The sequence below is a fragment of the Paraburkholderia sp. BR13439 genome, from assembly GCF_040948805.1.
Taxonomy (GTDB): Bacteria; Pseudomonadota; Gammaproteobacteria; order Burkholderiales; family Burkholderiaceae; genus Paraburkholderia; species Paraburkholderia youngii.
The window spans coordinates 273407-286964 of the sequence record NZ_JBFPKN010000010.1 but is presented as its reverse complement, the minus strand read 5'-3'; the positions used below and the strand labels follow the sequence as shown (position 1 = coordinate 286964).

The window sequence follows — 13558 nt, the reverse complement described above, 5'->3', positions numbered from 1 at the left end:
GGGGACTACAGATGGATTGCAAATGCGAGGCTATGGGCTCGACGATTGGCGATGACGCTTCGAGGTGATGCTGTCCCGAGGGGAATCGCCTAAATCACTTTGATTGATTTAGTACAACAGGCGCGTGGCCGATCGTCAAGGAGATGTGAACACGGGATTTTGCCGCGTAGCGACTCGCCTGCAGGCTGCGAGCCTTATGTGGTAAGGCTTTGATGCCTTGTTGCGGTGCGCAGCAGCGCGTTTCGGCTTGGGGAAAGTCCTGGCTCGACTGAAAGCTATTTGAAGTCTGAAAGACGGTTTTCCTGAGCAAGTTCCAGGCGGGGCCACGCCGTCCGCCGGGCGGAGTGCGTCCGGGGCGCGAAAGCGTTGGCGCCGGCCCGAAAAGACGACGACCTGACCACCGCCGTCGTCGTGGCGCTCCAGGCCGGATTCAAGGTCGCCAGCGCGCCCCGCCGAGCCTTGGCCATAGCATCGTCGACGGCGAAGTCTCTCTCAGGAAACGGACCGGCGACCAACTTCACAGGTCCACCGTCTTACGAAGCCTTCGACGCTGCGTCAATGCGCTCACCCAAGCCCCGCAGGCAGGCGGTTAATGATGACGGGTCGTGCGATCCTTCCCCGCTTCCCTGGCGTCACCGACATCCTTCCTCGCTTGTCCTGCGGCCTGCTCGACATCGCCTTTCAGTTCCCGGGACGCTCTGCCGGTGACCTTGCCCATTGCCTGGTTGACCTTGCCCTTCATCTTTTGAGCAACGCCTTTGACCTGGTCCTTGTTCATGATGCATTCCTCCGAATATCCGACCAACGTCGCGTTAACCAGATTGCGACACAATCAGTATAGGAAAAGCGCTTCGTTCGTGAAGCAGAGCGCGGCGAACGGGAGGTGCGTCCTGGGACGCGGGACGGCCAAAGCCATGCGACGTTTTCGGCGCGCTCCAGCGGCGCGAAAGTCGCCAGCCCCTGACCTGGCGCGTGGCACCTGCCTGAGTCGAAAAGTCGGCGATTCCATGCCTCGTCGCCGTGGCCTGTAGCGACGTTGACGCCGCGTGCGACCGGTTGTCATCGCTACTGGCCGTCTTGGCTTGGGCCGTTCCGTGGTCTGTTGACGTCGCTGTTCGCGCCGCTACGTGTACCCATATTTAGACCATTGGCCTTGCTGCGGTTTGAACGTCCCGTCGAAGGGCTACTGCGCGCCTCACCGACGCCACTGGCCGTGGCATCCGGAGACCCGTATCCCCTCTCATTCGCGGTCTTCGTCCAATCGGCGCCGACACTAGGTGTTGTCTTCCCGCCAGCATTGCCGCCGGCTTGCGCGTAGGTTATTGCCGACAGTGCTATCACGAGAGCCGAAGCGCAAAACGTCTTGCCGATATGTTTCATGGCTCACCCTCAGAAAATATCTCATGCAAGCGTCTGCCGCTCGCATGACTTGGGCGCCGCATAGTTCGTGCCTTGTGTCGCTGACTCGCTGTCCAGCACGGCGGCCCCGCTGTCGCGCACAGGTGTCGTCGATACGCAGGCTGGTACCGCACCCTTCTGCACAGTTCCACTCCGTCCGTCTCCACACGGAATATCGATGTTTTTCTTGCGTAACGAGGCGTGCGACCTGAAACACCCCGCTCCGTTTGCACGACTCTGAGAAGTCCAGCCGACACGAAATATTCGGTTTCAGAACTCACAACTCGGGGGTCAACATCGCGTTAGCCCAGGACGTTGAGCAGATGAACGGCCAGAAGCCGTCCCTTCCACCGAATCGGAGATGAACATGCACAACGCTGTGTACAAAATCGCCGCTGTTGCAGCACTTGCGATGTCGTTCACGGGCATTGCATCGGCGCAAACGAACTGGGACGCGACTCATCCCCGCCGCGTGGAAATGAACCAGCGACTCGCGAATCAGGACCGTCGTATTCATCAGGAAGTCAGGGAAGGCGAAATGTCGCAGGCCACGGCGGCGAGACTGCATCGCGATGACCATCAGATTCGGCAGGAGGAGCGTGACATGGCAAGTCAGAACGGCAGCCACGTCACCAGGCGGGAAGACCATGCGTTGAACCAGCAGGAAAACAGCGTAAGCCGGCAAATCGGGCAATAGCGCCTATTGCCAACGCTAACGTCAACGCCAACGCTAGCGACAGCGGGAGTCAAGATGCAGCGCTGGCGTTGGCGGCCCGCGCTCTCCAACGTCGGTTGTCCTCAGACTTACTGGAGGGGGACATGAAGAACACGAATGAGCAATCCCTGCGCTGTCAGGTCGAAAAATGGCTCGCACCGGGGCCCGCGACGCCTGTTCATGTGACCGCTCTCAGCCGCACGGGAAAGGGCGGGCGACGCTACGTGTGCGTCGAGACGTCTTCCCCGGCCGGAGCACGCGCATTATTCTTCTTCAGACACGATGACGGCAGTTGGTACGTATTCCCGCAGCCTGCCAGCAGGCGGAAGTTGGCCGCAGAGCCTCCTCTCATGCAGACGGCGGTCGCCACCTTTTGACCGCGGTCGCGACTTCGCCGCGCTGAATCGTGGCGCTCACAATTCAGCGCGGTACACGGGCGGGTCCGCAACTCGACGGTGACGAGGCGGCGGCCGCCCGCTGCGCCGGAATCGCGCACTCTGTCTTTACTCCCCGCCATACTCCGCGTTTATCCGGTCAAGTTCACCCGACTGGCGCGCGCGCTCAAGTTCCTGTTTGACCTGCGCCCGCGTTTTGCCCTTCGACGCGCCTGACTCGCTGGTCGTGGCGGAGACACCGCCAACAGAATCTGTCGAAGACACGGCAGGGCTGGTGGCCTGCGGTGCAGGCGACGTCTCCTGAGCCTGAACGTACCCGAAAGCGAGAGCGGCGACGCTACATGCTGCAAGTTTGAGCAGTTTCATCTCCATGTACTCCATCTAATGTGGTTCGGTCGCGCGAACCACGCAGGAGGGGTCGGATAATCTCGACCCTGCCTCGGCGACGGCCCGTACGTACGGGTCCAATCAGTTACCCTGGTCGATGTCGCAGGACGGCCCCAACCGTACACGGAGTCCCGTGCTGGCTGCGCGTACCCGTTTGCGTTCCGGTCAACGGCACGCCTCTTCGCCGAATCCATCTTTCGTTTCGAATGTATTTTGCGCAAGCCGAACCCGCCTCCATCATTTGGGGGAGACGACCCCGCGTGGCGTCGAGCGGCGCTGTCCCGTGCCACATGGCCACGGTGACTGTGGCGCTCCGGCCGTTACCCTTGCGCGAAAAGCGCTGTCTGTGTGAGAAGCTGAACGAGTTGCGCCTGGCGTTGAGTGCCGGTCTTGAGGAACACATGGTGCAGGTGAGTCCGTGCGGTTGACGGCAGCACCCCGAGCGATTCGGCAACCGTGTATAGACTTTCGCCGCTACCAATCGCCGTGGCGACGCGTGCCTCGGCTGAAGTCAGGCCGTACAGTGACCTCAATCGTTGTTCAACGTTCGCCGGTTCCATGTCCGGGTCGATGATAAGGACCACGGCAGCCGGTCCATGCGGCACGATAGCCGCCCAGGGGGTTTGCACGCTCAGTGGTGAGACCAGCACCTGGTAATGTCGCCTGAGCGATGGGCGCTCGATGACCATCGCACCTCCTGCTGCGATGCCGGGTGCAGTGCCTGCCGCCTGAGCAATCAGCGCGCGAAGGCGGCTTGTCTGCGTGACGGTGACCGTTGACAAACCCTGCGCGTCGTACGAAACGCCGTCTGCGCTCGCCAGCAGCAACTCGGCCGCCCGATTGGCGAATTCGATGCGGGCTGTTCCGTCCACCACCGCAATAGCCGGTCTGAGCAGGTCCAGTGCCCCTGTTACCACGTCCCGTTCAACGCCGAGCCGACCAAGGCGTAGATGCATCCGCATGGCGCGCTGCAAATGTGGTGCGAGCTGGTACAGCAACTGCGGCGTATTCGAGCCACTTTTCCGTTCGGCTTTGAGTCCTGAGGCGCAGACAAGCACGCCGAGGTCGTCGCCTTCGTCCAGGAATTTCGTCATGGCGGCGCTGTACAGGCCCTGTGGGCGCATCCATTGATGATAGAACTCGCTGCGCTCCAGCGTACTGCCGGAAATTGCACCTTCGACAATCACGGTGCCGGACGCTGTCGCCCTTACGGCCTGCATCACCGGGTCGACTTCCACAAAATGGTTCTCATAGGACTGCGTAAAAGATGTCTCGGCCCCGACCCAGGTCTGCATCTCGATGCGTCGGCCCGGGCACTCCAGCGATAGCCTGGCAACAGGTGAGCCGGTCCGGTCGGCGATGAGCCGAAGAACGTCGGGCCAGCAACCGGGTTCCAGCGCTGCGTCATACATCGCCGCGACAAGGATTGCGACGTCCCGGGACGAGGACATGCTGCCTCCCGCCTGTAAAGCAGTGACCTGTTCAATTTTCCTGATATCTGCCCTGCATCGCATGCTCGATCCTTACGAGCGTGCTGTCGTAACAGTGCGCCCTACCTCTTGAGCAAAGCGACCCCGTAGTCGCCAACGCTTCCTCAGCGGGTTCCTCCTTCCACGTCGAACTTTTCGCCAACCACGCTTTCCTGAGCCCGCATGTTGCACGCCGGCGTTGGGCCGCACGTTGTTGTTCCGTCCAACGCGGTGAAAGGTCCGGCAATTTCCTGATGGCTTACAACACCGTGAAGTCGGTGGCCCCCTTCGGTCAGCACGAATCTGACGTCGATGACGGTGGAAGCGATGGGAGCAGGAAATGTAATGTGCATGATGCCCGTGCAGTTCCGAAAGACGGTGTATGTGCCGGTCTCGCCCGTATCAAATCCGGTCGTTGGGTCGGTCAATCCGGGCCGTTTAAACCCGTCGCTGGAGACGTAGTCAGACCGGGTGAAGGCGCCAGTGCCATCAAACTTCTGGATAAACACTGCGTCAACGATGTCGGGATTGGGTATTCGGTGTGGATTGCCGCCTGCGTCGACAAAGCCGATGAATTCGCCACGAAGCGAAAAGCCGTAGAGGCCTTTGAGCGTCGCGTTCGAACACTCATCTTCTGCACGCGCCGTCCCACCCACGGTCAGCAATGCGGCGCTTACAAGCACCGCCATTTTCCAGCAGTTGCGGGTCATTTTTCATCTCCTGTTTGACGACTAAGAGGTCCGGGGGGGCCGCCCCGCCTGCACTGTGTTTATTCGGAGGCACAGGGGGAGCGCAGAAGGAGGAGCGGTGCATGGAGGCGGCCGAAACGCGCACATGGCTCGACAATTCACTAGCGGGATGCTTCGTGAGCCACACGACAATATTACGAGGTCGGGTCGAATTTTCCGGCCAATATTCAGACGTGTTCAGGACGCGAATTGGGAGCAGGCGGGGCCCAGATAGACGAAGAAGAATCGGCAGATGACGGGAGCGGAACTTACCCAAAGAGCGCCCCTGTAGTTCCCCTTAAATAAATCCGGACCCTGTCCAAGCGGCGCCCCCTCTTTTCGCTGACCGCTGAATGCCGGGGAGACAGCCCGGCGGAATAGCGCTTGCTCGCATAGCCAGAACGTGAACCTTTCGGAGTGACCCATGCATTCGCATTGGTGGCAGCGACGACTCGGCGCCCGCGCATCACTGATCACCGCCGCTGGCGTGATCGGCGTTCTGTACGCGGGCAGCACGATGATCACACCGCTTTATCCACTCTATCAGCACCGCTTCGGATTGTCCGATGTGACGATCACGCTCGTGTACGCGACCTACGTGATCGGCAATCTCGGCGCCTTGTTTCTATTCGGTCGCGTGTCCGACCGGGCTGGACGCCGCTCGGTCAGTCTTGTCGTGCTCGCAGCGGCGATCGCGAGCACGCTGTGTTTTCTGTTTGCCACGCATGCGTCGTGGCTTTTCGTCGCCCGTGCGGCGAGCGGTCTCGCGATCGGCGTCGGTGCCGCCACGGCGACCGCGTGGATCGCCGAATTGCACGCTGGTGCCGACAAGGGGCCGGCCAGCCGTCTTGCCGCGGCGGTCAATCTGGGTGGGCTCGGCGTGGGGTCGCTGCTCACCGGTCTGCTCGCGCAATTCGCACCTTCGCCCCTGCGCACGGTGTTTGTCGTTTATCTGTTGGCGCTTCTGGTCACTACGGCATTGACCGCGCTCGCGCGTGAAACGGTGCAAGCACGCTCACGGTCGTTTGCACAACTGTCTTTCGCGCCACGTATCGGTGTGCCCGCGCGATTGCGCGTGGCATTCGTCGTGCCTGCCGTCACCGCATTCGCGACCTTCGCGCTGCTCGGATTTTTCGCGGCGCTGTTGCCCAATCTGATCGCGAACAGCATGTATCTGCACAGCCCCGCGCTGAGCGGGGCGCTCGTCGCCGAACTGTTCGCCGCGAGCACGATCACGGTGATGGTTACGTCGAAACTCGCCGCCCGCACCGCGATGTTCGCCGGTCTGTGGCTGTTGCCGCCGAGTCTGGCGTTGCTGCTGTGGGCGCAGGTCACCGCGTCGATCGTGGTGTTGAGCGCGGCGACGGCATTGTGTGGCATCGCAGCCGCGTTCGGGTTTCGCGGCAGCTTGCAGGAGGTCAACCGGATCGCGCCCGCGGACCAACGCGCCGAATTGCTATCGGCGTATCTGCTGTGCTGTTACACCGGCAACTCGTTGCCGGCGGTCGGCATAGCGCTGCTGTCGACCCGGGTCGGGCATTTGTGGGCGAACGTCGCGTTCGCGGCGGTGTCCGCGGTACTGGCCTGCATTGCGTTGGCGGTCGGTGCGCGTGTGCCTCGTCACGCGAGTTGATGCGCGGCAAGCCGGCTGAGCGTCGGCGACTACACGTTGCGTCTTGGCTGCTACTGCCACGTCAACGCGAGCGGGGCGCGGCCGTCGATGCGCGCACGACCAGTTTCGGCTCGGACGAAATCCGCATCGGCACGTGAGCTGGCACGTCCCCCACGGCGCGTCCAGCTTGTCCGTACGACGTCTCGATCAGCTCGCGCAGTAGTTCCACTGCAAGTCCTGCGACCTCGACCGTCGGTACTGCCACCGTCGTCAGCGCGGGACGCGACTCGCGCGCGAGCTGGATGTCGGTGATGCCGATCACAGACAGATCGTGCGGCACGCGCAGGCCGAGGTCCGCCGCCGCGTGCATCGCGCCGAGCGCGGGCAGGTCGTTGGTCGCGAAGACCGCGCTCAGCTGTGGATCGGCTTCGAGCAGCGCGCGCGTCGCGAGGTAGCCGCCGTGGATCGTGTCAACCGCGTGCCGCACGCGATTCCTCGTCACGCCGGCCGCGCGCAACGCGTCGACGAAACCTTCATAGCGCGCCGCGTGAATGCCGGAAGCCTTGCTGCCGACGATCGCACCAAAGCGCCGATGCCCGAGTTCGAGCAGATGCTCGCCGGCCAGCTTGCCGGCCAGCCGGAAATCGACCGCGACGCACGGCAACCCGGGCGGCTCGCTGGGCCGCTCCCACATGCACAGCACGACCGGTGTGCCGCGCGCTTCGGTCTTGTGCAGATCGGCGAAATCCAGGTTCGCGTTGGTCACGAGCACACCTTCGGAAAGCGTGCCGGCGATCTGGTCGAGGTACGCGCGGCCACTCAGCGGATCCTCGTTCGTATTGCAGATGATCACGAAGTGGCCGCTCGCGCGCGCGGCGCGTTCGACCGCGAGCGCGAACTCCGGATAGAACGGATTCGCGATGCTCGACACCATCAGCGCAAGCGTCGGCGCGCGGCCTTCGGCGAGCGCGCGCGCGGCGAGATGCGGGCGATAGCCGAGCGCCGCGACCGCGTCGAGCACGCGTTGTCGGGTCGTTGCGCCGACGCGGCCGCGATTGCGCAGCACATTGGACACCGTGGCAGGCGTGACGCCGGCATGACGCGCGACTTCGCTGAGTGTAGGCATGATAAGGTCAATATTTGGGATGGCTGTCCGACATTTGCGTCGCGGCGCGAGGCGCGGCAACATCTGTCGTCGAACCAACGTACAAAACGATATCGGAGACAGACCCAACGATCGCCTTGCGGTCGATTTTTTCGGTCACGCTGATTAAGCGCTTAATCTCCGACTTCGCGCCGATTAAATCACGGAGTCGATGCAATGGCGAGCATTTCGTTACGAGGCGTGCAGAAGGCGTATGGCGACGGTGCGCCAGTGATTCGCAACGTCGATCTGGAGATCGGCGAAAACGAGTTCTGCGTGTTTCTCGGCCCCTCGGGCTGCGGCAAATCCACGCTGCTGCGCATGATCGCCGGACTCGAAGACGTGACCGACGGCGACCTGTCGATCGGCGGGAAGATCGTCAACGACGTGCCGGCCGCGCAACGCGGCGTCGCAATGGTGTTCCAGAGCTATGCGCTGTTTCCGCACATGAGCGTGTTCGAGAACATGGCGTTCGGCCTGAAACTCGCGAAGACCCCGAAGGATGAAATCGAGCGCAAGGTGCGTGAAGCCGCGCGCATCCTGCAACTCGAGGCACTGCTCGAGCGCAAGCCAAAGGCGCTGTCGGGCGGGCAGCGGCAGCGCGTCGCGATCGGCCGCGCGATCGTGCGCGAGCCCGGCGTGTTTCTGTTCGACGAACCGCTGTCCAATCTCGATGCAACCTTGCGCGGGCAAACGCGCGTCGAGATCGCACGCCTGCATAAGCAGTTCGCGAAGGCGAGCGTGGTCTACGTGACGCACGATCAGATCGAAGCGATGACGCTCGCCGACAAGATCGTGCTGTTGCATTCGGGCAAGGACACCGAGCGCTACGGCAGCATCGCCCAGATCGGCGCGCCGCTCGAGTTGTATCACCGCCCGAAAAGCCGCTTCGTGGCCGGCTTTATAGGCTCGCCGCGAATGAATTTCCTGCCGGGCAAGGTGGCCTCGCTCGATGCGCAAGGCGTGCTCGTCACGCTCGATCACACCGGCGAGAACGTGCGCGTGCCAGTCAGCAGCGCGGGCTTGCAGCCAGCGCAGCCGGTCACGCTCGGCGTGCGTCCCGAGCATCTGGAGTTTGTCGATGCATCGGCCGCGTCGCAAGACGGCGTGCTCGCGCGCACCGTAGCGCTCGTCGAGCAGCTTGGCGAGCACAGCTACGTGCACCTCGATCAACCCGGCGGGGCCGTGCTGATCGCGAAGGCGCCGGGCAACACGCGCCTCGCCCCAGGCGATCGCGCGAGCCTGCGGGTGCCGCGTACCGCCTGTCATCTGTTTACCGAGGACGGCTTCGCGGCCGCGTCGCTCGAATCCGTCGAACACTACGCTTGAAGAACATTGGGGACACAGGGATGCGTTTAGGAGTCTGTTATTACCCGGAGCACTGGCCCGAGTCGATGTGGGAAGACGACGCGCGCCGGATGAAAGCGCTCGGCATCGAGCAGGTGCGGATTGCAGAATTCGCGTGGAGCCGCATCGAGCCGACGCCCGGCGAATACGATTGGGGCTGGCTCGATCGAGCCGTCGACGTGCTCGGCGCGGCTGGCCTGAAAGTCGTCATGTGCACGCCAACCGCGACACCGCCGAAGTGGCTGATCGATCGTCATCCGGACATCCTGCCGGTCGGCGCCGATGGACGCCCCCGCGCGTTCGGCTCGCGGCGTCATTACGACTTCTCGTCGCCCGCGTATTTCGAGGCGTCGCGTCGTATTTGCACGGCGGTGGCCGAGCGCTACGGCAAGCATCCGGCGGTCGCTTTCTGGCAGACCGATAACGAATTCGGCTGTCATCACACGGTGGTCAGCTATTCGCCGGCCGCGGTCACACGCTTTCGCGAGTGGCTGAAGGCGCGTTATCAGACGATCGAGGCGTTGAACGAAGCATGGGGCACGGTCTTCTGGAGCATGGAGTACCGCGGTTTCGAAGAAATCGACGCGCCGGTCGGCACCGTGACCGAGGCGCATCCGTCGCATCGGCTCGACTACCGGCGCTTCGCATCCGACGAAGTGGCGCGCTACAACCGCATGCAGGTCGAGATCATCCGCGCGCATTCGCCGGGCCGGCCGGTCGCGCACAACTTCATGCAGCTTTTCACCGAGTTCGATCACTACAAGGTCGCGGCCGATCTCGACGTCGCGACGTGGGACAGCTATCCGCTCGGCGCGCTCGAAGAACAGTGGTTCGCGCCGGACATCAAGGCGCGCTGGTTGCGTACCGGTCATCCGGATTTCGCGTCGTTCAATCACGACGTGTATCGCGGCATGTCGAAGCTGCCGCTGTGGGTGATGGAGCAGCAGCCGGGGCCGGTGAACTGGGCGCAGTGGAACCCGGCGCCGCTGCCGGGCATGGTGCGGCTGTGGAGCTGGGAAGCGTTCGCGCACGGCGCGGGCTGCGTGTCGTATTTCCGCTGGCGTCAGGCGCCGTTCGCGCAGGAGCAGATGCATGCGGGGCTCAATACGCCCGATAACCGGCTCGACGTCGGCGGCAATGAAGCCTCGCAGGTGGCATCGGAAATTCACAAGGTGCTCGCGGCGAATGCCGATGCGAATGCGTCGATCCGCTCGAAAGTCGCGCTCGTCTACGACTACGAAGCGAAGTGGCTGTTCGAGATTCATCCGCAGGGCGCGGATTTTCACTATCCGCGCTTCGCGTTCGAGTACTACTCGGCTTTGCGCTCGCTGGGGCTCGACGTCGATGTCGTGCCGGCCGATGCATCGTTCGATGGCTATAGCCTCGTCGTCGTGCCGCCGCTGCCGGTGGTGCCCGACGATTTCGCCGATCGTCTCGCGCGCTCGGGCGCGCAAGTCGCGCTCGGCCCGCGCACTGGATCGAAGACGCGCGACCTGCGGATTCCGGCGAATCTGCCGCCTGGCGCATTGACGTCGGTGTTGCCGCTGCGGGTGTGGCGTGTCGAATCGATGCGACCGAACGTGACCGAAGCGGTGGTGCTGGACCAGCAGGGCGGTGCCGCCGATGGCTTCGCGCGACACTGGCGTGATTTCATCGACAGCGATGCATCATCCTCATTCGACGTGCGCGCGCGTTTCGCGGACGGTCATCCCGCGTACGTGCGAAGCGGCGCGTTCCACTACCTCGCGAGCCTGTTCGACGACGCGTTGACCGTGCGCCTGTTCGCACGGATCGCGCAGGAAGCGGGCCTCGAAACCCAGGCACTCGGCGACAGCGTGCGCGTCAGCCGTCGCGGCGGACTGACCTATGTGTTCAACTATGGCGATCGAAGCCACACGCTCGACAACATTTCCGACGACCCATTCGTGATCGGCTCCCGGGAGGTGGCGCCGCAAGGGGTAGCGGTCTACCGCTCGTGATAGAAGTCTGGCCTGGGCAATTCCACGCAGTCATTCGAAACAGAAGCGACAACGACGTAAAAACCATGGAATGAAGGAGACAGTCAGGATGAAACTGAAACCACGCAAGATTCTGGTGGCGCTCGCGCTGGCCGCGGTTGCCGCGGGGACCACGGTCGTCAGCACCGCTCAGGCGAGCACGCTCGCGATGAACATCGCGTTCAAGGGCGCGAGCCAGCGCGCGGTGTGGCAGCAGGTGGTCGACGAGTTCAAGAAGGCGCATCCCGGGATCGACGTGAAGGTGTCGTTCATCGACGAGGAGGCTTACAAGGTGCAGTTGCCGGGTTGGCTTTCGACTGTCGCGCCCGATATCGTCAACTGGCACGACGGCGAGCGTATGGCGTATTACGCGCAGCGCGGCCTGTTCGAGGATCTGACCGGTGACTGGCAGAAGAACGGCTGGAACGAGATGTATGCGTCGACGAAGGAAGCATCGTCGTACAAGGGCAAGCAGTATGCCGCGCCGACCGTGTACTACTCGTGGGGGATGTTCTATCGCAAGGACCTGTTCGACAAGGCCGGCATCAAGGGCGAGCCGAAAACGTGGGACGAGTTTCTCGACGCCGCGAAAAAGCTGAAAGCCGCCGGCATTACGCCGATCGCAGTAGCGGGCCGCGATGCGTGGACGCTGGCGGGCTGGTTCGATTACCTCGATCTGCGTCTGAACGGCAATGCGTTCCATCAGAAGCTGATGGCCGGCGAGATTCCGTACACCGATCCGCGCGTGAAGAAGGTCTATACGACGTGGAAGCAGCTGATCGACGACGGCTACTTCATCAACAATTCACTGTCCTACGATCTCGACGCGGTGCAGCCGTTCCTGTTCCAGGGCAAGGCGGCCATGATGCTGATGGGGACGTTCATTGCGGCCGGTTTTCCGGACAACGTGAAGCCGCAAATGGGTTACTTCCAATTCCCGATCATCGACTCCAAGGTGCCGACCGCCGAGGATGGACCGGTCGAATCGCTGCATATTCCGTCGAAAGCGAAGAACAAGGCCGATGCGCACACGTTCCTTGCATTCGTCGAGACGCCCGAGATCGGCGCGCAACTCGCAAAGGGACTCGGCTCGTTGTCGGCGAACAGCAAGTCGCCGGAGCCGGAAGATCCGATTTCGAAGATCGGCTTCCAGATCCTGTCGAACACGAAGGGCGGTATCGCGCAGTTCTACGATCGCGACATGACGAAGGAAATGGCCGACGAAGGGATGAAGGGGATGCAGCAGTTCGTCTCCGATCCGTCGAAACTCGACGACATCCTCGCGCAGCTCGAGCAGACGCGTCAGCGTATCTACAAGAAGTGAGCGGCGGCGGCCGCAAGGCCGCTGTCCGACGCATTGCGTTGTATCAGATCGGATCGGGAGATTGATCGTGTCGCATTCCGTCAGCCGTCATAGCGTCGACGGTCCTGTTGAATCCGGTGGGCCGACCTTGCCGGCGCCGGGCGGTGCGCTGGGCGGCGCACCCGTCGCGTCGCGCCGGCGCGGCCCGACGCCGACCGCGCGGCGGCAGCGGCGCGCCGCGTTCCTGTTTCTCGCGCCGGCCTGCTTCATGGTGGCCGTGTACGTGGTGTGGCCGATTCTCTCGACGATCCGCCTGAGCTTCTTCAACTGGGACGGGATGACCGAGCCGACCTTCATCGGTCTCGCGAACTATATCGAGCTGGTCCATACGCCGACGTTCTACACGGCACTGAGAAACAACCTGATCTGGCTCGTACTGTTCCTGCTCGCACCGCCAATGGGGCTCGCCGTCGCGCTGTATCTGAACCAGGCGGTGGCGGGCATCCGGATCGTCAAGTCGCTGTTTTTCGCGCCGTTCGTGTTGTCGGGCGTCGTGGTCGGACTGATCTTTTCGTGGTTCTACGATCCGACCTTCGGCCTGCTCGCGATGATGCTCGGCCGCGGCGTGCCGGTGCTCGGCGATCCGCGCTATGCGACCTTCGGCATCGTGTTCGCGGCACTGTGGCCGCAAACGGCGTATTGCATGATTCTTTATCTGACCGGCTTGACCACGTTGAACGCCGAGCAGATCGAAGCCGCGCGAATGGAAGGCGCGCAGGGCTGGTCGATGCTGTGGCATGTGATCCTGCCACAGTTGCGGCCCACGACGTTCATGGCGATCGTCGTGACGATCATCGGCGCGCTGCGCAGCTTCGATCTGATTTCGGTGATGACGGGCGGCGGTCCGTTCGAAAGCTCGACGGTGCTTGCCTATTTCATGTACGACCAGGCAATCAAGTATTACCGCATCGGCTATTCGGCGGCGATCGCGGTGGTGCTGTTCGGCATCATGCTCGTGTACATCGTCTATCACCTGCGGCGGATGCTGCGCGCCGAGCAATAA

At 62.7% G+C, this 13558-nt stretch carries 12 protein-coding genes; 7 read left to right on the top strand and 5 right to left on the bottom strand.

Annotation, left to right across the window (positions count from 1 at the left end):
- Positions 1–589: 589 nt before the first annotated feature.
- A complete protein-coding gene (locus AB3X96_RS21475; protein WP_368591280.1) occupies positions 590–778 on the bottom strand; it encodes a CsbD family protein in 189 nt (62 codons plus the stop codon).
- A gap of 1032 nt (positions 779–1810) precedes the next feature.
- On the opposite strand from AB3X96_RS21475, the gene AB3X96_RS21470 reads away from it, so the two are divergent.
- Both AB3X96_RS21470 and AB3X96_RS21465 read left to right on the top strand, forming a co-directional pair.
- Positions 1811–2095: a hypothetical protein gene (locus AB3X96_RS21470; RefSeq protein ID WP_368591302.1), complete on the top strand. Its 285-nt coding sequence runs from the start codon at positions 1811–1813 to the stop codon at positions 2093–2095.
- Between the two features lie 122 nt (positions 2096–2217).
- Entirely contained in the window at positions 2218–2490 is a 273-nt protein-coding gene (locus AB3X96_RS21465) for a hypothetical protein (protein ID WP_368591279.1), read from the top strand.
- A 126-nt stretch (positions 2491–2616) separates the two neighbouring features.
- Here AB3X96_RS21465 and AB3X96_RS21460 read toward each other — a convergent pair whose 3' ends face one another.
- The 3 genes from AB3X96_RS21460 to AB3X96_RS21450 form a co-directional block, all read right to left on the bottom strand.
- Positions 2617–2874, bottom strand: a complete 258-nt coding sequence (locus AB3X96_RS21460; RefSeq protein WP_368591278.1) for a DUF4148 domain-containing protein — start codon at positions 2872–2874, stop codon at positions 2617–2619.
- A 341-nt stretch (positions 2875–3215) separates the two neighbouring features.
- Positions 3216–4346, bottom strand: coding sequence for a hypothetical protein (locus AB3X96_RS21455; protein ID WP_368591277.1), 1131 nt, complete (start codon positions 4344–4346; stop codon positions 3216–3218).
- A 143-nt stretch (positions 4347–4489) separates the two neighbouring features.
- Entirely contained in the window at positions 4490–5074 is a 585-nt protein-coding gene (locus AB3X96_RS21450) for a hypothetical protein (protein ID WP_368591276.1), read from the bottom strand.
- Between the two features lie 442 nt (positions 5075–5516).
- Here AB3X96_RS21450 and AB3X96_RS21445 point away from each other — a divergent pair, with 442 nt between their 5' ends.
- Complete coding sequence (locus AB3X96_RS21445) at positions 5517–6725, top strand: MFS transporter (RefSeq protein ID WP_368591275.1); 1209 nt, start codon at positions 5517–5519, stop codon at positions 6723–6725.
- A 61-nt stretch (positions 6726–6786) separates the two neighbouring features.
- Here the strand turns inward: AB3X96_RS21445 and AB3X96_RS21440 are convergent, their stop codons facing one another.
- Positions 6787–7830 carry a LacI family DNA-binding transcriptional regulator gene (locus AB3X96_RS21440; RefSeq protein WP_368591274.1) on the bottom strand — a complete coding sequence of 348 codons (1044 nt, stop codon included), beginning with the start codon at positions 7828–7830 and terminating at the stop codon, positions 6787–6789.
- A gap of 195 nt (positions 7831–8025) precedes the next feature.
- Here AB3X96_RS21440 and AB3X96_RS21435 point away from each other — a divergent pair, with 195 nt between their 5' ends.
- The 4 genes from AB3X96_RS21435 to AB3X96_RS21420 all read left to right on the top strand — a co-directional run bounded on the left by AB3X96_RS21435 (position 8026) and on the right by AB3X96_RS21420 (position 13558).
- Positions 8026–9177, top strand: a complete 1152-nt coding sequence (locus AB3X96_RS21435) for an ABC transporter ATP-binding protein (protein ID WP_368591273.1) — start codon at positions 8026–8028, stop codon at positions 9175–9177.
- 20 nt (positions 9178–9197) lie between these two features.
- On the top strand, positions 9198–11174 hold the full coding sequence (locus AB3X96_RS21430) for a beta-galactosidase (RefSeq protein WP_368591272.1): 1977 nt from the start codon (positions 9198–9200) through the stop codon (positions 11172–11174).
- A gap of 88 nt (positions 11175–11262) precedes the next feature.
- Entirely contained in the window at positions 11263–12516 is a 1254-nt protein-coding gene (locus AB3X96_RS21425; RefSeq protein ID WP_368591271.1) for an ABC transporter substrate-binding protein, read from the top strand.
- A gap of 61 nt (positions 12517–12577) precedes the next feature.
- Positions 12578–13558 (top strand): carbohydrate ABC transporter permease, encoded by a 981-nt coding sequence (locus tag AB3X96_RS21420; protein ID WP_176106514.1) that lies wholly within the window; start codon positions 12578–12580, stop codon positions 13556–13558.